This is a genomic window from Sphingobium phenoxybenzoativorans (genome assembly GCF_001757355.1).
Lineage (GTDB): Bacteria > Pseudomonadota > Alphaproteobacteria > Sphingomonadales > Sphingomonadaceae > Sphingobium > Sphingobium phenoxybenzoativorans.
This window is the reverse complement of the sequence record NZ_MINO01000010.1, coordinates 20,148-38,527: the sequence shown is the minus strand read 5'-3', so window position 1 is coordinate 38,527 and position 18,380 is coordinate 20,148. Positions and strand designations below refer to the sequence as shown.

Genomic DNA, 18,380 nt, shown 5'->3' with positions numbered 1-18,380 from the left:
CCTGTCGATCAATCTGCAGTGGCGACAGCGCGTTCCCGCGCGGGGTCATGTCGTAAGACGTGACGGTTATCCGGACGCGGAAGTCCCAGATGCTCACGCAGGGTGCCGCCTTCATATTCGGTACGGAATACCCCCCGGCGCTGCAGTTCGGGCAATACATGCTCGACAAACTGCTCCATGCCGCCCGGCTGGTAGGGGAACATGATATTATAACCGTCGGCAGCCTCCGCATGATACCATTCTTCAAGCTGGTCAGCGACGGTCTTACCGGTGCCGATCAACATGCGATGGCCGAACGACCCCGACACATGCTTATAGAGTTGCCTGAGCGTCATATTCTCGCGACGCGCCAGGGACGTCAGCAATTCCTGCATACCCTTGCTGGCTTCGGTCGCCGGAAGATCCGGTAACGGGCCGTCAAGGGGATATCCGCTTAGATCCAAGCCAAATGCGGCGGACAATTTCGCGACGCCCGATGCGGGATGGAGCAAGTCTTGCAGATATTCGAACTGCTCCTGCGCCTCCTCCTCCGTCCGGCCGATAAAGGGCACCACGCCGGGAAGCACGCGGACATGATCGGGATTGCGGCCATATCCGGCCGCAAGCTGCTTGATATCGCTATAAAATGCCTTCGCTTCTTCAAGCGTTTGCGACACGGTGAACACCACATCAGCGGTGCGTGCCGCCAGTCGCTTTCCAACTTCCGAAGCGCCCGCTTGCACCTTCACTGGGTGGCCCTGCACCGGCCGGGCAGTGTTAAGCGGCCCGCGTACGGAGAAATGCTTGCCGCTATAGTTCAGTAGATGCCCCTTGGCCGGGTCGAAATAGCGCCCCTCATCCCGATCATGAATGAAGGCGTCATCTTCCCAACTGTCCCAAAGGCCCTCAAGGACCTCGATAAATTCGCCAGCGCGTTCATAGCGTTCGGCGTGCGGCGGATGGGTGCGTCCAAAATTCGCTGCTGCGATCGTGCTGACGGTGGTGACGAGGTTGAACCCCGCCCGGCCGTTGCTCAATCTATCCAAAGAGGCGAACTGCCGCGCCACATTATAGGGTTCGCTATAGGTGCTGCTTGCCGTCGCAATCAGACCGAGGCGGCTGGTGACAGCGGATAGGGCAGACAGAAGCGTCAGCGGTTCAAAGCCATCGCCATAGGGATGCCGGCTCCCCTCCTCCATATCCTCCGAAATCATCGACGGTCCGTCGGCCAGGAATATCCCGTCAAACCGCGCATTTTCCGCGAGCTGCGCCAGATGCACATAATCGGACAGTTTATTGCCGAAAACGGACTTGGGATGCGCCCACCCGGCCTGATGAATGCCCATCGGGTGAAGCACCAGGGTAAGATGGAGGTGACCTTGCCGCCTGGACATGACTTTGCTCCTTCAGAAACGATAAGCGATGGTCGCCTGGACCGAAGTCGGCGCCAGCGGTTGCAGGAACCCGGCGCCTGTCAGCGCGCTCAGGAAATTCTTCTGATCGGTGATGTTGAGGACGCTGATCCTGGAGTCGAATCTCTCATCGCGATAATAGAGGCTCAGGTCGACATTATGTTCGGTTGGGATGCGTACCGTCTTGTTAAGGTCTGTGTACCACGGCCCCGTCAGCCAGAAAGCGGCCTGAGCGCCGATGTTTTTCGTGAATTTATAATCGACATAGCCATTGATCGACGTCTTTGGCAGGCCGGGAAGCGGGTGGCGGCCGGCCGGAAAAGGGTTGAGCACACCAAGGTCACCCCACGCCGTCGCATTATCGGCGAAGAAACCCTGCTGCGTATAGCCGAAAGGCATGACATAGGTCTGGATCGGATCGAGATAGGTGAAGTTCAGGCCGCCAGAGAGCCGTTCTGACGCCTCGTAGCGGGCCGCCGCCTCCACACCTTTGATGCGCACTCGGGCGATATTACCGAACTGGTCGGGTGAAAGATCGCGATACTGGATGAAGCCGGCCGTCGAGAGAAACAGCTTGTCGGGGATTGCCTCGAACTTCGCGCCAGCCTCATATAATTCGCTCACGCTATGGAAAGCATTGCTGTCGAGCGTGTTGCCAAAGCCCCAGATCAGGAAGCTGCCGAATATGCCTAGGTTCACCGCTTCCGACCGGTCATAGGTGAAGTAAATTGAACTGCGGTCACTCGGCTTGATCACCAGGCTCGCCTGATAGCTGGGCAGCCAATAGCTCCCCGTATCACTGGCTTCCTGGCCGGGCTTGATCACGACCGGATTGAATATCTTGGCGCGGATGTTGGTCAGGTTGCCGCCAAGATTGATCGAAACATGATCGCCGATGCTCAGATTCTGTTGCGTGAACAGGCTGTAGTTCGTCATGCGCCCGGCGCTTGTGTAGATTCCCGCCCCGCTAGGGAAAGGAAATCCGCCAACCTCGGCATAGAAGCCGTCATTGACCGGATACATGGGCGGTATGTTGAGATAACCGACATAGGGCGAAAGCTGGGGAACACCCGGCGTACCAATCCATGAACCCGACGAATTGGGATCGCGCTGGGTCAGGCCATAGAGACGCCCCGGACTTTGCACCAGCGAGGGGTCCTGCGTCAGATCATAGGGGTCAAAGTTGAAACTGTTGTTCGCCGAAAGCCCCTCATATTTAAAATGACGTATTGCAGCGCCGCTATTGCTTTGCAGACCGATCTTCACCCCGCCGAGTTCAAAGTCCAGCTTGCCCCGCACTTCGAAGCGCTGGTCCAGAACCGTGCTGCGATTCTGATAGAAGAATGCGCCCACGGAATCCGTGGTGCTTACCGAGCGCTGAAAATAGCTGCTCGACAGCAGATTCCAGTTACTGGACAGGTCAACGCCGATACGAAGCTGGGAGATATATCGCTTTGCCGTGTTCTTGTCCTCGCGACGGCCGGATCCTTGCGACGCTCCTATCCGGGTGAGGCCATTTCCGGGTATTGAAGGATCATAGACCCAGCCCAGAATTGTTCCCGCATTTTCGATTGCCGCACTGGGCAGTGGCGTCGTCTGCACTGCGCCCGCGACATAGCGGCCCTGCCCTGCGGGCGTACGGGCCTGCCAGCCGATAGTCGGAGAGGTCGGATCGCTGGATGCAAACACAGGCGACCAAAGGCCAACATTAGGGCTACTGATGATCGGCGTCGCCCGTCCGCCATAATAGCTGCCGAAATTGCTGACCAGTTCCTGCGTGTTGCGGTTCCATCCGCGCGTGGCGTTGAAGTCATAATAATTGTCGAACGAACCGTTCCAGTCGATGCGTATGGAATTGCCTGGCCTGTAAGACAGCGCGCCGTAGAAGCTGTTATAGTTGTTGCGGATATTATCGTAATAAGTGCCGCCGCGTTTGCCACGTATGCTGATGCGATAGGCCAAGTCTTTCCGGATCGGGCCACCCGTATCCAACGTCAGCCCAAAATCCGAAAAAGATTTGTCGCCGGGAACCCAGGTGCCGATCTCCGCACGCACTTCCGAATGCTGGGCATCGAAATGCGGTTGTTTGGCGAGATAATTGACATAACCGCCGCTGCCCCCGGCAGGCCCGAAAATGACGGAGGAAGGTCCTGCGACGATATCCGCGCCTTCAAACGCGTTGAAGTTCACCGGATGATCGAGCGTGTCGACGTAAATCCGCTGCCCGTTCTGGAAAATGTCGGACTTCAATCCGCGAATGAATGGAGTGGCGTTGACGTTCTGGCCACCGCCGCGCGTGATGCCCGGGGCATATTTCACAAAATCGTCGGTTGTACGGATTGCATCGCGCAGCAATTGGTCGGGCGAAATCTGCGACACGCTTCGTGGCGTATCCAAAACCGTGCCGTCGACACCGTAGATGGAGGAGCTGGGCCGATGCGGCAGCACATCGCTTTCCCGCCCTGCAGCAGTGACAATAATCTCGGCCGCCTTGTCCGCTGCATCGACGTCCTCAGCTTCAGCCGCATGTGTAGCGGGTGACGCTGAAATGCTGCCCAATAGGGCGAGACTGAGCGCTATATGAGCCTGCCGGTGATCATGGATAAGAATAGACATTGTTGAGGCTTGCCTTGGTCAAGCACATAGCGCGCGAAAGCCGCCGGCTGAGCGCCGGCAGAAGCGGAATGTGAAAGAGATCGAAATCAGACCGGAGTAGGACGCCCGACCCGATTGTCCGTATGATGGTTTTGGACGGCCTTACGCGTCAGCGCAGGCCGGTACGCGCCCACTGCTCATCGAGCACCGCTGGCCCGAACTCGCGCGTACCGCCCAGCGCTGCGGCGAGCACCTGGCATTTGGCGCCTTCTTCGGCCAGAAGGATGAACTTGTTTGTGGGGATCACGCCATCACCCCAAAGGGTTGCGCCTCCATTCCCCTCGATCACACCGCGCAAATGCGGGTCGCGTTTCAAATGCTCGATGATCAATACGCCTTCATTGGGCCTGCGATCGATCAGAACAGGCATGGTCCGCGACAGCGTATGCCGGGCGACAGCCGCATAGTTCAGCGGAAATTCCGTGTGTGAATGCGCATAGGCGCCCAGATATGGCGTATGGATATGGATGATCGTGGTGATCTCCGGGTGGACGACGAACACCTGCTGGAAACCGGCCATCGTATCTGCAACCGAAGCCAGCTTTTCGTCACCCGACCCATCGAAGTTGATGACGGTTATCGGCAGATTGCCTGTCCAGGGATCGGGATAGTTGGCCAGAACCGACCGTTCCTGCCCCGGAATGCGTTGCAGGATGAACCCTGTCGAGCTTGCCACCAGCGTTCCTGTCCGTGTCAGGACTTCCGCTGCGTGCGCCACGTCCTTCCGGACACCTTCGATAAATGCGGCCAGTTCTGCATCCGTATCTGGATCAGCGAATGAGAGGGACGTCGCCATGAATGCCTCCGAATTAATTACAACTAAATTGATAGAAAATAGGCTATGGCGTCCCAAGAAAGCATTTCTCCCAGCTTTGATAGGTCATCTATGTCATATATATGACTTTATATGAGACGGACATTCCGGTGGGCGAATGGCGCATGTCCGTTCGTTAAGCGCATGGCATTTCCCTTTGATTTTATGGGAATAATCGATGTTCTCTGTTTCGTTTCCGGCTATCCAGAACAATAATGCAATCGTGAAGCCAGACTACATCACTCCAAATACGCGGCAGGCAGGATGCGCTTTGGGACGCATAATATAGGCAAATTCGGAATGGCCTTGCGGGGAATTTTCATGGTTATCGCCAATCGCGCGTCACCTGCCGACCGGTCTCAACCGCCAGAGCAAGTTGTCTCCTCGCAGCACCAATCCAATTTAGGATGCGTCTAACCAACATATGCCGATCAAGCAGCAAAAAGGCCGCCGGATGTCCGGCGGCCTCCCATTTTGTCGAACGAAATGCATCTATGACGTAGCAATCTTGATTGGACTCCAGACCAAGATCACTGCGGAAGGTCGATGGTGTTAACGCCAACGATTTTCAGCCCATATTCGACTAGAGCCATCGATGAAGTATGCCGGTTGGACAGCAGGATGATCTCCTTCAGCCCCAATTCGGCAAGGATTTGCGCACCCCCGCCATAATCGCGAAAATCGGTCGTCTCGATCGGCGCCCTACCCGCGACACGCGCCAGCATGGTATCGGAATAATAGGTCGAGGAATATTTGTTGATAAGGACGATGACGCCCTTACCAGCCTCGGCAATCTGCACCATCGCCGCTTCCAGCAACCCCGCTCTGTTCCCGATCGCACCCAGCGAGTCCGCAAGGTAACTATGCTGATGCATGCGGACCAATATTGGTTCACTGGATGCTGCGATCTGCCCCTTGACCAGCACCAGGGTTTCGCTGCCGCTGGCGCGGTTGCGATAGACCATCAGCCGCCAATGTCCGCCGAACCGGCTTTCAAAATCGGTTTCGGTGACTTTCTCCACGTCATGGTCATATTCCCGGCGGTACGATACGAGGTCGCGTATTGTGCCGATTTTCAGCCCATGTTCTTTGGCAAGGTCGTATATGTCGGGCAAGCGCATCACATTGCCCTCAGCATCCAGTATCTCGCAGATCACGCCGGAGGCGTTGAAGCCCGCCAGCTTCGCAATGTCGACAGCAGCTTCCGCTCGCCGCGCTCTTTCCAACACGCCGCCAGCGCTCGCGATGATCGGAAAGACATGGCCCGGCGTCGTCAGTCCGTCACGCCCAGTCGTGAAGTCGATCGCGGCTGCGACCGTGCGTGCGCGGTCATTTGCCGAAATGCCGGTCGTAACGCCCTCCCGCGCCTCGATGGAAACGGTAAACCGTTCCTGCCCCGATGATGAACCCCGCGGATCGATCTGCGATAGCCCGAAAAAGTCGGCATGGGATGGTGTGATGGCCAAGGATACCAACCCCCTGCCTACCGTCGCCATGAAGTTGATCGACGCCGGTGTCGTCATCTGGGCAGGGATCATCAGATTGCCCACGCTGCCGTCATCCTCACTATCGACAAGGATGACCATACGGCCGTTCCGCGCCTCGGAAATGATATCCCTGATCGCAGTGATCGATGAAGCTGTCTTGCTGTCTGTCATGGTTCGGTTGTTCCGTAGAGTGTGATCACGTGAAGCATTCAGGAGGATGAGGCAGCGATAGAATCTGTGCCCCCGCGCTGCCCACGGGCGCCCATATCTTTTGCCGCCTTGTTCTCAGATAATATGATGTCCGCCGCGCGCCACCCGATCGCCATTGCCGGGGCGTTGGTGTTACCCGATGTGAGTTCTGGCATGATCGACGTGTCGGCTATCCGCAACCCGCTTACGCCCCTTACACGCAGTTTTGGATCAACCACCGACTGATCGTCTGCGCCCATGCGGCAGGTGCAGGACACATGAAATCCGGTGGAGCCTGATCGCCGGACGAAATCGAGTATCTGCTGATCATCATTTGCGACGTCCGGACCTGGGACCAGTTCTTCTACCACAAAGCGCCGCAATGCAGGCTGGCTCATCAGTTCGCGATTCAACTTCAATATGGCGACGGCCGCCGCCCGGTCAGCCTCCACATCCAGATAGTTGGGATCGATAGAGGGTGGCGCGTCCACATCGGCCGAGTTGATCCGGACGCTGCCACGGCTCTGCGGATGCATGAGATAGGAGACCAGCGAAATACCCGGCTCCCGCATCACGCCAACGCCATGCTCCGACGGCAAAAGCGATTGCAGCCCCAGCCCGATCTGTACGTCCGGCCGTGTCAGCCGATCGTCCGTTTTTGCATAAGCCACCACATCCGCAACCGCGCTGGCCATCGGCCCGGAACCCGTCAGGGCATATTTCAGAACATTGGCCAACAGCCGGGCGCCACGGAAATCCTTATTGAAGCTTCCCTCTGTCACGCGATAGACGTTGGGCAAAAGGAAATGCTCACGCAGATTTTCGCCTACGTCAGACCGGTCGGCAATGACTGGAATCCCAAGACCGCTGAGAAGTCCGGCAGGCCCTACGCCGGACAGTTGCAGCAATTTGGGCGTTTCTATCGAGCCACCGGACAAAATGACCTCGCATCCCGCCTCGGCCAGATACTCCCCTTTCGGCCCTTTCAACCAGACCCCAGTGGCCTTTATTCCCTTAAAGGCGATGCGCAACGCGACGGTATTCGTTACGATATGCAGATTGGGCCGCGAACGCACCGGATGTAGGAACGCCTTCGCCGCGCTTTGCCGCCGGCCGCGCCAGATACTTGCGGGCTGATAACCAACACCGCCGTCAGACGCCTCATTATTGTTCAGGAAACGCGGAAGACCAATCGACTGCGCCGCCTGAATGAAGCCTTCGCTGAGCGGATTGCCGCTCTCCGCGCGCAACGTGACTTTCAACGGACCATTGCCGCTGCGCTTATCCGCCCGCTCCTCGAAAATGCTTTCCATGGCCTCGAACACCGGCTTCATGCTGCTCCAGCCCCAGCCAGTGCAGCCCGCCGCCTCCCAGCGATCATAGTCGCTTGGATGCCCCCGTACATAGAGCATTCCGTTGACGGAACTCGATCCACCCAGGGTTTTGCCCTTAAGCCATATCTCAGCTTTTTTATTGCCGCTGTGCGCCGCCTCATAGGTCCAGACATGGGCGTTGCCGGGCGTCAGAAGCTTGCCAATTCCGCGCGGCATATCGACAAGCCAGCTATTGTCGGACGGCCCGGCCTCGACCAGCAATATGGATAAGGAAGGGTCGGCGCTCAGGCGATTGGCGAGCACGCAGCCGGCAGAACCGGCGCCGATAATGATATAATCGTAATGTTGGGTCACGTCCGCATTCCTCCGCGCCGTGCCCTTGCATGTGGGCAGCGTCGGCCTTGCAGGATCGCAAGCCTCTTGTGGCGCCGGGTGCAGCTAGGAACGCGCGGAATAGCCCACAAGTCGGCACAACTTTTATACTGGGAAACAACAACGTAACCGAATTTCGCATTCGCTTGGCGCATGATGAACCCGCTGCGGAAAAGTCCGCCGGGTTCGCCGCCGTCAGGCACGGGCAAGAAGCGCCTTGGCCTGCTTCAGATGCGGTGCGTCGATCATCTTTCCGTCAAGCTGAAGCGCGCCGGCGCCGGGGTTGGCGGCAAATGCTTCCACGACTCCCCTGGCATGGGCGATCTGGCATTCCGACGGCGTGAATGCGGCATTGATAATGGCTATCTGGCTGGGATGGATCGCCATCATGCCCGTAAAGCCATCGCGCGCTGCGCGCGCGGCATAGGCAGTCATTCCCTCGACATTGCGGAAGTCCGGATAAACCGTTTCTATCGCTGCTACGCCAGCGGCGTGCGCCCCAAACAGGGTGAGGGAACGCGCCATCTCATAGGGTGGAAGCAGTTGCCCCTGCTCATCCCGGCTGGTGGCGGCTCCTATGGCTGCGGGCAAGTCCTCTGCCCCCCAGGTCAGGCCGCAAAGCTGATCAGCGACATCGCCATAGCTTCCCAGCGTGAAAATAGCGGCCGGCGTTTCGGTTGCGATAGGCAGAATAGGAGCCGAACAGCCCTTGCCGGAAAGGAGAGTCATCAGCTTTTTCACCGATGCGCTGCCCTCCGCTTTCGGCAATACCACGGCATCCGGCTTCACTGTGGCAATTGCAGCAATGTCGGCCTCTGCATGGGGACCATCCAGCGGATTCACCCGGACAAGAATGGTGACGCCATGATCGCGGGGCTTGGCAAGAAATGCACTGACATGATCCCGCGCGGCACCTTTCGCGGACTCTGCGACAGAATCTTCCAGGTCGAGGATCAGCGCATCAGCACCCAGACCCAGCGCCTTTTCCATTCGCTCTGGACGATCTCCGGGGACGAAAAGCAGCGAGCGAAGTTTCATGACGTGGAATATCCTTAAGAGGGCTTTTTCCGCAGGAGGGCAGACCGCAGGCACTGACAGACGATCTCATCACGCTGATTGAGCAAGACATGGCGGAAGGTCACGATGCCGGTTTCCGGACGGGATTTGGATTCCCGGATTTCCGCGACTTCCGTTTCTGCCCGCATGGTGTCGCCGATGAAAACCGGCTTGGGCATCACCAGCTTGTCATACCCCAGATTGGCCAGGAGCGTGCCAAGAGTAGTGTCACCCACCGAAAGGCCAATCATCAGGGCGAAGGTGAAAGTGCCATTGACCAGGATCTGGCCAAACTCACTGGCCTTTGCCGCCTCTACATCAATGTGCAATGGCTGCGGATTGTGCGTCATCGTCGAAAACAGCAGATTGTCCGTTTCGGTGACGGTGCGACGTATCTCGTGGACGATCCTGTCGCCTACCTGCCATTCGTCAAACCAGCGCCCAGCCATCAGCCTTCTTCCTTCTCGATACGCGCCAGCACAGTGCCTTCCGACACCTGGCCCCCAGCCCGGACCTGTAATTCGGCAACGACACCATCAAACGGCGCAAGCATCGCCTGCTCCATTTTCATGGCCTCAAGCACCAGAAGTTTCTGCCCCTTGATAACCTTGTCGCCCTGGGTCACCTCAACAGCGATCACCCTGCCCGGCATAGGCGCAAGTAGCGCACCGTCCGAAACGGCTCCGCCGCCTCCGGCATGATCAGCCTGTGGAGCGTTGATGGGCCATGCCTCACCATCAATGAACAACAGCGTTTCGTCCCGGACGTCGCAAATCGCACCCGAAGGTTCCGCACCATCCAGTTCAACCACATGCCCATGTCCGGCAATTTCCACCGCGACCCGGTTTTCCGGCGCGGCATTTGCGCGAAAACCGGCGATCGCTTTCCAGGGATCAAGTGGGTCCGCAGGAAGAAGCGCTTTGGCGGCCGCCTGTTGGACCTTCGCCGAAGGATCGGTCGCGGGGACCAAGCGATCAGCATGCCGCTCAATAAATCCGGTATCGATATGACCCGCGACAAAATCGGGATCGGCCGCCGCCCGCGCCAAAAAGGCCGCATTGGTGCGCACAGGCCATACCTCGACCGTCCCTGCCGCCTCGGCGAGCTTGGCGGCCGCCGTCGTACGGTTTGGTGCGGCAACAATCAGCTTGGCGATCATCGGATCATAATAAGGCGACACTTCACCGCCTTCTTCGACACCGCTATCGACCCGGATATTTTCCGGAAGGCGCAGCCGGGTCAAAGGCCCGGTCGATGGGAGAAAACCTGTCGAAGGGTTTTCTGCATAGAGGCGAGCTTCCATCGCCCAGCCATTGATCGAAAGCTGGTCCTGGCGCAGCGGCAACGGTTCGCCCGACGCGACCCGCAACTGCCATTCCACCAGATCCTGGCCGGTGATCGCCTCTGTGACCGGATGCTCGACCTGCAGACGGGTGTTCATCTCCATGAACCAGATGCGGTCGGCGCGAAGTCCTTCTGATGCATCGGCAATAAATTCGATGGTGCCGGCGCCAACATAATCGACCGCCTTCGCGGCCTTGATCGCGGCTTCGCAAATGGCAGCGCGGGTTGCCGCATCCATGCCCGGAGCCGGGGCTTCCTCGATCACCTTCTGGTGACGGCGCTGAAGCGAACAATCCCGTTCGAACAGGTGGACGACATTGCCATGGCGATCGCCAAAGACCTGCACTTCGATATGCCGCGGACCAAGGATATATTTCTCGATCAATACGCGGTCGTCGCCGAAGGAGGCGGAAGCCTCGCGCTGACAGGATAGCAGGGCGTCAGCGAACTGGCCGCTGTCATCAACCTTGCGCATGCCTTTGCCGCCGCCGCCTGCGACCGCCTTGATCAGAACGGGATATCCGATCCGATCCGCTTCGGCCTTCAAATGGGCAGGGTCCTGGTTTTCGCCCATATAGCCCGGCGTGACCGGCACACCGGCCTCGACCATAAGCTTCTTCGCAGCATCCTTCAGACCCATTGCACGGATCGAATGAGCAGGCGCACCGACCCAGATAATTCCGGCAGCCTCGACTGCTTCGGCGAACTCCGCGTTTTCGGACAGGAAGCCATAACCAGGATGTATAGCCTCTGCCCCGGTCGCTTTCGCGGCGTCGAGTATCTTCGCCTGCACAAGATAGGATTCCCGCGCCAGTGCGGGGCCAATGCAAACCGCATCGTCCGCTTCGCGCACGAAGGGCATGTCAGCATCGACATCCGAATGCACTGCAATGGTCCGAATGCCCATATCTCGCGCGGTGCGGATGATGCGGCGGGCGATCTCGCCACGATTGGCGATGAGGAGCGATTTGATCATGACCATTACATCCTGAACAGGCCGAACTGCGGCCGTTCGGGGATTGGGGCATTCAGAGAGGCGGCAAAAGCCAGCCCCAACACGTCGCGCGTCTGGGCAGGATCGATAATGCCATCATCCCACAACCGCGCAGTGGCATAGTAGGGATTGCCTTCATCTTCATATTTCTGGCGGATCGGAGCTTTGAAAGCTTCCGCTTCGTCAGCACTCCATTTGTCAGCGTCGCGATGAACGGTGGCGAGGACGCTCGCCGCCTGCTCGCCGCCCATCACGCTGATCCGCGCATTGGGCCAGGTGAACAGGAAGCGGGGTTGATAGGCGCGGCCGCACATGCCATAATTGCCCGCGCCGAAGCTGCCGCCGATCAGTACGGTGATCTTCGGTACGCTGGCGGTGGCGACGGCGGTGACGAGCTTCGCGCCGTTCTTTGCGATCCCTTCCGCCTCATATTTGCCGCCAACCATGAAGCCGGAGATATTCTGCAGGAACAGCAGCGGAATACGGCGCTGGCAGGCGAGTTCGATGAAGTGCGCGCCCTTGAGAGCAGACTCGCTGAACAGCACGCCATTATTCGCCAGGATCGCCACCGGCATGCCCCAGATATGCGCAAAGCCACAAACGAGGGTCGTACCGTACAGCGCCTTGAATTCGTGAAACTCGCTGCCGTCGACGATGCGCGAAATCACCTCATGCACATCATAGGGCGCACGCACGTCGGACGGTACGATGCCGTATAGCTCGGCCGGATCATATTTCGGCGCTCGCGGCTTGGCCGCGTTCACCGAGGCAGGCGACAGCGGTTGCAAGGTCGCCACAATGTCTCGAACGATCAACAGCGCATGCTCGTCATTTTCCGCGACATGATCGACGACGCCGGACTTGCGGCCGTGCGTTTCCGCGCCGCCCAATTCTTCGGCTGAGATCACCTCCCCGGTCGCCGCCTTCACCAGAGGTGGACCGGCCAGGAAAATCGTACCCTGATTGCGGACGATCACAGTCTCATCCGACATGGCGGGAACATAGGCGCCACCGGCCGTGCAGCTTCCCATCACGCAGGCGATCTGCGGAATGCCCTCAGCCGACATCTGCGCCTGGTTATAAAAGATGCGGCCAAAATGTTCGCGATCAGGAAACACCTCGGCCTGATGCGGCAGGTTCGCGCCGCCGCTATCGACCAGATAAATGCAGGGCAGTTTGTTTTCGCGCGCAATTTCCTGCGCACGAAGATGCTTCTTCACCGTCATCGGGAAATAAGCGCCGCCCTTCACCGTCGGGTCGTTGGCCAGGATCATGCAATGACGGTCGCGCACCATACCAATGCCGGCAATCACGCCAGCACCCGGAGGACCGCCCTCCTCATCATACATGCCATTGGCCGCGAGCTGACCGATCTCCAGGAATGGAGAACCGGGATCCAGCAGGCGATGAATTCTGTCCCGCGGCAACAGCTTGCCACGAGCGACATGCCGCGCCCGATGCGCTTCCGACCCGCCTAGCGCCGCTGTCGCAACACGAGCCTGCAACTCATCGGCGAGCGCTCGATTGTGCGCAGCACGCGCCGCGCTCTCGTCTGAAGCCCCGTCAAAGAGGCTCTGCAAAACTGTCATCGCAAAAGAGGCCGTTCTTATTCTTATGGCACTGGAAGCCGCGTATCAGGCACCGCAGCATTGGCTGAGCGCCGCGCGGCCAAAGATTGGCCGCGCGGCTATCTCATTTAGCTGCGCGAGGGCAGCTCGACGATTGCGGAACCAATCGCGGATGTTTCGCCGCGATGGGTCGTCGCCAACTGGCTGAGTTCAACCAGGTTGCGTCCGTCCTGCTGGAACTTGCGGGTCACGGAGCCGTCGATGAACACCGCATCACCGTCCGGATTGTGGCGCCGGATCTGGCACTTGCTCTGGCGCAGGAAGCCCTTGTCGCCAATCCAGTTGGTGAGGTGATGCGTCAGCCAGGAGCAACGCTCAGGACCGTAATCGTACGCGCCGGGCGCGCCCACTTCGAGAGCGAACGGCTCATCCCAGTGCACGCGCTCAGGGCAATCGGGAACATTGAAACGGTTCCTGATGCCCAGGCCCGGATGCTTGGCGAACATCTTGTACGCGATTTTGTTGGTGCGGATGTAAAGGCCGCCCCAACCCTGCGCATAACCGATGAAGCCGGTGACCGTCATCGGCCCCTTCATCATGCGAGGCAGTGCCTCGCCTTCCTTGACGTCTTCCCAGTAGCGCGGGGTAGAGCCGCGGATTTCTTCAGCTTCATACAGCTTGTAGAATTCCTGGAGCTGTTCTTCGGTGAACGGCTCAACCCGGCCGCGCGCCTCGGTATATTTGGTGCCGCGTTCGCGCGCTTCGTCACGATCGGTGCGGAACACCCAGCTATCGCACTCCGCAACCTTGTCGCCATGCTGGTTGAAGAAGTCGGTGTGATAGATCTGCTGGAAAGACCGTCCCGCGAAACGGGTCTGATGCTCGATCAGATCTTTCAGATACGCTTGAGTGGAGATGGTGTCGCCACGCAGAACCGGCTTGTGCCAGGTCCAGTCAGCGCCCGCCCACATGGCGTGCACGCCGGCAAGGCCGCCGCAATATCCGGACACGATACGGCTGGTCGAGAACAGGAAGCTCGGCAGAGCAACGATTTCGCCATAAGGCGATTTCGCCGCATAGGCCGGGTCGCACCACAGGGGGTTATCATCGCCAATGCCGTGCGCATAATGGCGGATGCCATCGCGGGTCGCTTCGTAGTTCCAGGGCTCGACCGTATCCGTGATCGCAATACCGATGCGCTTACGGAGATCGTCCAAGCCCGCCTCGGTGATCTTTGGAAACTTATTCGTGGATTCAGCAGCTATCGTTGCCATGTCGGCACTCCTTTTCGTTTTTAGTTTGCAGCGGCGGCCAGCTTTTCCTGTTCCTGGTCGCGAAGGATTTTGCGGTTGACCTTGCCAGCCGGCGTCTTGGGCAGTTCTTCGACAATTTCCACATGACGCGGAAATTCGTGCTGGCTCAGCCTTTCGCGGGTAAAGACTTGCAGTTCCTTGACATATTCGTCGTCGCCAGGACGCGGCGTGACGATGAAGGCTTTGACCACCTGGCCGCGCGTCGCGTCGGGCACGCCAATGACGGCCGCTTCCTTGACGTCGGGATGCTTGAGCAGCGTGTTTTCGATTTCGACGGCGCTCATCGTCCAGCCTGCCGAGATGATCACGTCATCCGCACGGCCCGCATGATAGAAATAACCCTCGTCGTCGATCTTCGCCAAATCCTTGGTGGTTTCCCAACCCTCACGGCGCCAAAGCATCAGTTCGCCGATAACATCCGGGTCGGAAGGCGTGCCGTCCGGCTTTTGCACTTCCAGCTTTTGGCCGGGAATGGGCTTCCCCAATGAACCCGGCTTGACCTGAAAGTCAGGGGCGCCCGGATAGTTGACCAGCACCACGCCGATTTCCGTGGTGCCATACATGCTGCACGCCGGAACGTGGAATGTTGCATCGATGAAGTCGAGCGTCGCGGAATCGATCGGTTCGCCGGTATAAGACAGCTTCTTTATGGCGAATGTGAACTCACCTGCCGTCCCGGCATTGCGCATCATGCGATAATGGGTCGATGCCGCGGACATGTTGGTGATGCCATAGTCCTGCATGGCCTTCATCAGCCGGGTCGCGTCGAAACGTCCGGCAAATGTTCCCGTGGTCACGCCCAGCCCCAGCGGCGCAAGGGTGCCATGCCACAGCCCGTGGCCCCAGGCTGGCGAGGACGGACAGAAGAACTGATCCTCCGGCCGAATGCCCGTGCCATAGAGCGCGGCGAACATCAGCACGACAAGCGCACGGTGCGTATGCTTGACGGCGGCCGGCAACAGACGCGTCGTTCCCGAAGTATATTGGAAGATAGCAAGGTCATTGGCCTTGCTGGTCACTTCATAGGAATCGGGATACTGGGTCAGTTCAGCCAGCAGCGCGTCATCCGCAACGATGACCCGCACGCCCTCGACCTGCGAAGCCATCTCAAACTTTTCCGCATTGGTGATCAGGAGCTTCGGCTTGCAGTCGTCAACGCGAAGACGGAGCCCATCAAGGCCGAACAGCGTAAACAGAGGAACGCTGATTGCGCCACGCTTGATCGCGCCGAACAGGCACAGATAGAATGGCAGCGACGGCTCCAGCATGAAGGCGACGCGCTCACCCGGCTCAATGCCGTTTTCCTGCAGCCAGTGCGCGAAACGCGAGGAGCCGCTCGATATCTGATCGAAGCTCAACGCTTCATCGCGGCCGTCAGAGTGGGCAATGCGCACGGCGATCCGGCCACTACCATCCGCATGACGATCGATGCATTCATGGGCGATGTTCAGGCGGTCGAGATTTCCGTCGAACAGGTCCCAAAGCGCCGTTGACGAGGCGTACTGCTGCGCATCGGCATAACTCGTGTAGTCAGTCAGCTTGGCCATGTATGCGATCCATTTGTCCAGCGCCCGCGAGGGCATTGCGCATCGCCCCGCATGGGCGATCGCTCTCGGCTCGGAGCTATACCCGTACGAATGTTGTTGTAAATATAGAATGTTGTTGTATATATTGAACGATAGGATTTGCCCATGAAGACAACCACGCCATCCAACCCACCCCCGCCGCGAATAGATCGCGAACTCGCGCGCGCGGTTGAAAACAGTAAAGCTCCGGCAATTTCACGGGCTGCGGCGGTTTTGCGCCTGCTTGGCAAACATGATGCGCCGATTGGCGTTCATGCGATCGCCCGCGAACTTGGACTGGTGCCGAGCACCTGCCTGCACGTACTCAGGGCGCTGGTTGCAGAGGAGCTTGTCGCATTCGACGACAATACGAAACGCTATTCCCTTGATGCCGGCGTGCTGACCCTTGCCCGTCAGTGGTTGCGGCAGAATCATTTCACGGAAATGGCGCAGCCCCATCTCGACAGGATCGCCAACAACTTTGGCGTAACCCTGCTAGGTGTCAGAATTGTCGGGACCGAGCATATCATTGCAGTGGCGCTTTCACGATCCAGCTCCAATTTCCAGATCAGCACGCAGATCGGCAGCCGTTTCCCCGCTCTGGTTAGTGCCACAGGCCGATGCATTGCTGCCTTTGGCGGTCACGCACGCGAAGACCTGGAGGCAGGCTTCCGCTCTTTGCGCTGGGACGACGCGCCATCACTGGAACAATGGTGGGAGGAAGTCGACCGGACTCGCGAGCTCGGCTTTGCGGTGGATAGCGGAAATTACATGAGCGGCGTTACGGTAATGAGCGCGCCCGTCTGGGGAAATGGACGGCGACTCAACCATGCGCTGGTTGCCATCGGGATCAGCAGCACCATTCGCGACGAAAAGATGGAGCGGCTGCAAGACGAAGTGCTTGCATCAGCGCAAGCGCTGTCAAAACAACTGTCTGGCGAAGAAATATGATGAGTGCGCAGGCCGGTTTCCCTGAACGCCCAATTTTGCGCTTCGCAGCCAAATTCCCGCATCAATGAAAACGCATTAAACGATTATAATCAGGAGTAAATTATGGCTATCAAGCGCTATTATATTCTTACGGCTTCCGAAGGGAACGAGGCCGCGCTGCAAACCGCATTGGTTTCCCTGTCCGAAATCGTTCGCCCGTTGAACGGGTGCGAGGGTATTGAATTGTTAAGCGACCTTGGAAACAGCAAGCGCTTCATCTTCATTGAAACATGGTCCAGCGCCGATGCGCAGAAGGAAAGCGGAGCGTCGATTCCCAAGAGCGCTTTCGGGCCAATCATGGCCGCACTCGACGGTCCGCCCGATGCAAGCTTCTTCGAAACGCTGATCGAAAATTGAGGTCGGACAAAATCTGAAAGTTGAACCGAATAGGGCCGCCCAACATGGAAGATCGCGATTGCGATCGCCTACCGGGCGGCCCCTATCCGGATATTCAATCGGCTTGCGCCGCGCTTAAATTGCCAACGCGCCACCATCGACGCAAATTGCCGCGCCGTGAATGTAGGACGCTGCATCGGACAGCAGCCACAATGCGGTTTCGGCAACCTCCTCAGGCTTGCCAAGCCGTCCCATCGGATGGCGGGCGCGATAACTGTCGAAGATTGGCAGAAACGCCGGATCATTCACGAGCCGGCTAACCATCGGCGTTTCGATGATACCGGGCAGGATCGCATTGACCCGCACGCCCTGCTTTCCATAATCCACCGCTGCGGCGCGCGTGAGACCGATTACGCCATGCTTGGCGGCGACATATTCGGAGGCTTTGGGAATAGCGACTTGCCCCAATCCTGAGGCGGTATTGACGATAGAACCGCCGCCAGCCTTCAGCATGGGCGGAATCTGATATTTCATGCAGATAAATACGCCGGTCAGATCAACCCCGACCACCTTCTGCCATTCTTTCAGGGATATTTCGTGGAGCAGCTTGTCTGCCTGTTCCAATCCAGCGTTGTTGAACGCGCCGTCGATGCGACCGAAATGGCTCAGCGTACGATTGACCAGCGCCTCGACATCTTCCTCAGCCGTGATGTCGGTGCGAACGACGATCACGTTTCCGCCGTCCTTGGTGATCATCTGCGCCGTTTCTTCACTGCCTTCGACCATCAGGTCGGCAATGGCGATTTGCGCACCTGCACGCGCAAAGCGAATGGCCGCTTCCCGGCCAATCCCGCCAGCCGCACCCGTTACGATAATGACTTTATCTGCCAATTCTCCAGACATAGCCGCTTCTCCTTTCTACGATTGTTGCATCACGGATCAGAAGAATGAAGGGATTGCCCACCAATCATT

General features: G+C 58.4%; 14 protein-coding genes. 2 read left to right on the top strand and 12 right to left on the bottom strand.

Annotation, left to right across the window (positions count from 1 at the left end):
• Positions 1 to 8: 8 nt before the first annotated feature.
• The 11 genes from BHQ40_RS07645 to BHQ40_RS07595 all read right to left on the bottom strand — a co-directional run bounded on the left by BHQ40_RS07645 (position 9) and on the right by BHQ40_RS07595 (position 16,064).
• Positions 9 to 1,373: an LLM class flavin-dependent oxidoreductase gene (locus BHQ40_RS07645; RefSeq protein ID WP_070154513.1), complete on the bottom strand. Its 1,365-nt coding sequence runs from the start codon at positions 1,371 to 1,373 to the stop codon at positions 9 to 11.
• Between the two features lie 12 nt (positions 1,374 to 1,385).
• Complete coding sequence (locus BHQ40_RS07640) at positions 1,386 to 4,007, bottom strand: TonB-dependent receptor (protein ID WP_070154511.1); 2,622 nt, start codon at positions 4,005 to 4,007, stop codon at positions 1,386 to 1,388.
• A gap of 148 nt (positions 4,008 to 4,155) precedes the next feature.
• Positions 4,156 to 4,842: a class II aldolase/adducin family protein gene (locus tag BHQ40_RS07635; protein ID WP_070154509.1), complete on the bottom strand. Its 687-nt coding sequence runs from the start codon at positions 4,840 to 4,842 to the stop codon at positions 4,156 to 4,158.
• A 548-nt stretch (positions 4,843 to 5,390) separates the two neighbouring features.
• On the bottom strand, positions 5,391 to 6,518 hold the full coding sequence (locus BHQ40_RS07630) for a 3,4-dihydroxy-2-butanone-4-phosphate synthase (protein WP_070154507.1): 1,128 nt from the start codon (positions 6,516 to 6,518) through the stop codon (positions 5,391 to 5,393).
• Positions 6,519 to 6,556: 38 nt separating this feature from the next.
• Entirely contained in the window at positions 6,557 to 8,224 is a 1,668-nt protein-coding gene (locus BHQ40_RS07625; RefSeq protein ID WP_070154505.1) for a GMC family oxidoreductase, read from the bottom strand.
• A 213-nt stretch (positions 8,225 to 8,437) separates the two neighbouring features.
• Complete coding sequence (locus BHQ40_RS07620; RefSeq protein ID WP_070154503.1) at positions 8,438 to 9,280, bottom strand: HpcH/HpaI aldolase/citrate lyase family protein; 843 nt, start codon at positions 9,278 to 9,280, stop codon at positions 8,438 to 8,440.
• A gap of 14 nt (positions 9,281 to 9,294) precedes the next feature.
• On the bottom strand, positions 9,295 to 9,747 hold the full coding sequence (locus tag BHQ40_RS07615; protein ID WP_070154501.1) for a MaoC family dehydratase: 453 nt from the start codon (positions 9,745 to 9,747) through the stop codon (positions 9,295 to 9,297).
• Positions 9,747 to 11,618, bottom strand: coding sequence for an acetyl-CoA carboxylase biotin carboxylase subunit (locus tag BHQ40_RS07610; RefSeq protein ID WP_070154641.1), 1,872 nt, complete (start codon positions 11,616 to 11,618; stop codon positions 9,747 to 9,749). Before BHQ40_RS07610 ends, BHQ40_RS07615 begins: the two co-directional genes overlap by 1 nt.
• Positions 11,619 to 11,623: 5 nt before the next feature.
• Positions 11,624 to 13,225: a carboxyl transferase domain-containing protein gene (locus BHQ40_RS07605; protein WP_070154499.1), complete on the bottom strand. Its 1,602-nt coding sequence runs from the start codon at positions 13,223 to 13,225 to the stop codon at positions 11,624 to 11,626.
• A gap of 107 nt (positions 13,226 to 13,332) precedes the next feature.
• On the bottom strand, positions 13,333 to 14,478 hold the full coding sequence (locus BHQ40_RS07600) for an FAS1-like dehydratase domain-containing protein (protein ID WP_070154497.1): 1,146 nt from the start codon (positions 14,476 to 14,478) through the stop codon (positions 13,333 to 13,335).
• Between the two features lie 20 nt (positions 14,479 to 14,498).
• The gene (locus BHQ40_RS07595; RefSeq protein WP_070154639.1) at positions 14,499 to 16,064 is read right to left on the bottom strand and encodes an acetate--CoA ligase; all 1,566 of its coding nucleotides are present in this window, start codon (positions 16,062 to 16,064) and stop codon (positions 14,499 to 14,501) included.
• A 144-nt stretch (positions 16,065 to 16,208) separates the two neighbouring features.
• Here BHQ40_RS07595 and BHQ40_RS07590 point away from each other — a divergent pair, with 144 nt between their 5' ends.
• The gene (locus BHQ40_RS07590) at positions 16,209 to 17,033 is read left to right on the top strand and encodes an IclR family transcriptional regulator (protein ID WP_070154495.1); all 825 of its coding nucleotides are present in this window, start codon (positions 16,209 to 16,211) and stop codon (positions 17,031 to 17,033) included.
• 102 nt (positions 17,034 to 17,135) lie between these two features.
• Positions 17,136 to 17,429, top strand: coding sequence for a putative quinol monooxygenase (locus tag BHQ40_RS07585; RefSeq protein WP_070154493.1), 294 nt, complete (start codon positions 17,136 to 17,138; stop codon positions 17,427 to 17,429).
• A 114-nt stretch (positions 17,430 to 17,543) separates the two neighbouring features.
• Here the strand turns inward: BHQ40_RS07585 and BHQ40_RS07580 are convergent, their stop codons facing one another.
• The gene (locus tag BHQ40_RS07580; protein WP_070154491.1) at positions 17,544 to 18,311 is read right to left on the bottom strand and encodes an SDR family NAD(P)-dependent oxidoreductase; all 768 of its coding nucleotides are present in this window, start codon (positions 18,309 to 18,311) and stop codon (positions 17,544 to 17,546) included.
• Between the last annotated feature and the right edge of the window lie 69 nt (positions 18,312 to 18,380).

What these genes read in the sequence shown, in the direction of transcription:
- BHQ40_RS07615 (WP_070154501.1), bottom strand. Translation starts at nt 9,747, where the DNA reads ATGGCTGGGCGCTGGTTTGACGAATGGCAGGTAGGCGACAGGATCGTC.
- BHQ40_RS07620 (WP_070154503.1), bottom strand. Translation starts at nt 9,280, where the DNA reads ATGAAACTTCGCTCGCTGCTTTTCGTCCCCGGAGATCGTCCAGAGCGA.
- BHQ40_RS07585 (WP_070154493.1), top strand. Translation starts at nt 17,136, where the DNA reads ATGGCTATCAAGCGCTATTATATTCTTACGGCTTCCGAAGGGAACGAG.
- BHQ40_RS07590 (WP_070154495.1), top strand. Translation starts at nt 16,209, where the DNA reads ATGAAGACAACCACGCCATCCAACCCACCCCCGCCGCGAATAGATCGC.
- BHQ40_RS07600 (WP_070154497.1), bottom strand. Translation starts at nt 14,478, where the DNA reads ATGGCAACGATAGCTGCTGAATCCACGAATAAGTTTCCAAAGATCACC.
- BHQ40_RS07610 (WP_070154641.1), bottom strand. Translation starts at nt 11,618, where the DNA reads ATGATCAAATCGCTCCTCATCGCCAATCGTGGCGAGATCGCCCGCCGC.
- BHQ40_RS07635 (WP_070154509.1), bottom strand. Translation starts at nt 4,842, where the DNA reads ATGGCGACGTCCCTCTCATTCGCTGATCCAGATACGGATGCAGAACTG.
- BHQ40_RS07580 (WP_070154491.1), bottom strand. Translation starts at nt 18,311, where the DNA reads ATGTCTGGAGAATTGGCAGATAAAGTCATTATCGTAACGGGTGCGGCT.
- BHQ40_RS07640 (WP_070154511.1), bottom strand. Translation starts at nt 4,007, where the DNA reads ATGTCTATTCTTATCCATGATCACCGGCAGGCTCATATAGCGCTCAGT.
- BHQ40_RS07595 (WP_070154639.1), bottom strand. Translation starts at nt 16,064, where the DNA reads ATGGCCAAGCTGACTGACTACACGAGTTATGCCGATGCGCAGCAGTAC.
- BHQ40_RS07645 (WP_070154513.1), bottom strand. Translation starts at nt 1,373, where the DNA reads ATGTCCAGGCGGCAAGGTCACCTCCATCTTACCCTGGTGCTTCACCCG.
- BHQ40_RS07605 (WP_070154499.1), bottom strand. Translation starts at nt 13,225, where the DNA reads ATGACAGTTTTGCAGAGCCTCTTTGACGGGGCTTCAGACGAGAGCGCG.
- BHQ40_RS07630 (WP_070154507.1), bottom strand. Translation starts at nt 6,518, where the DNA reads ATGACAGACAGCAAGACAGCTTCATCGATCACTGCGATCAGGGATATC.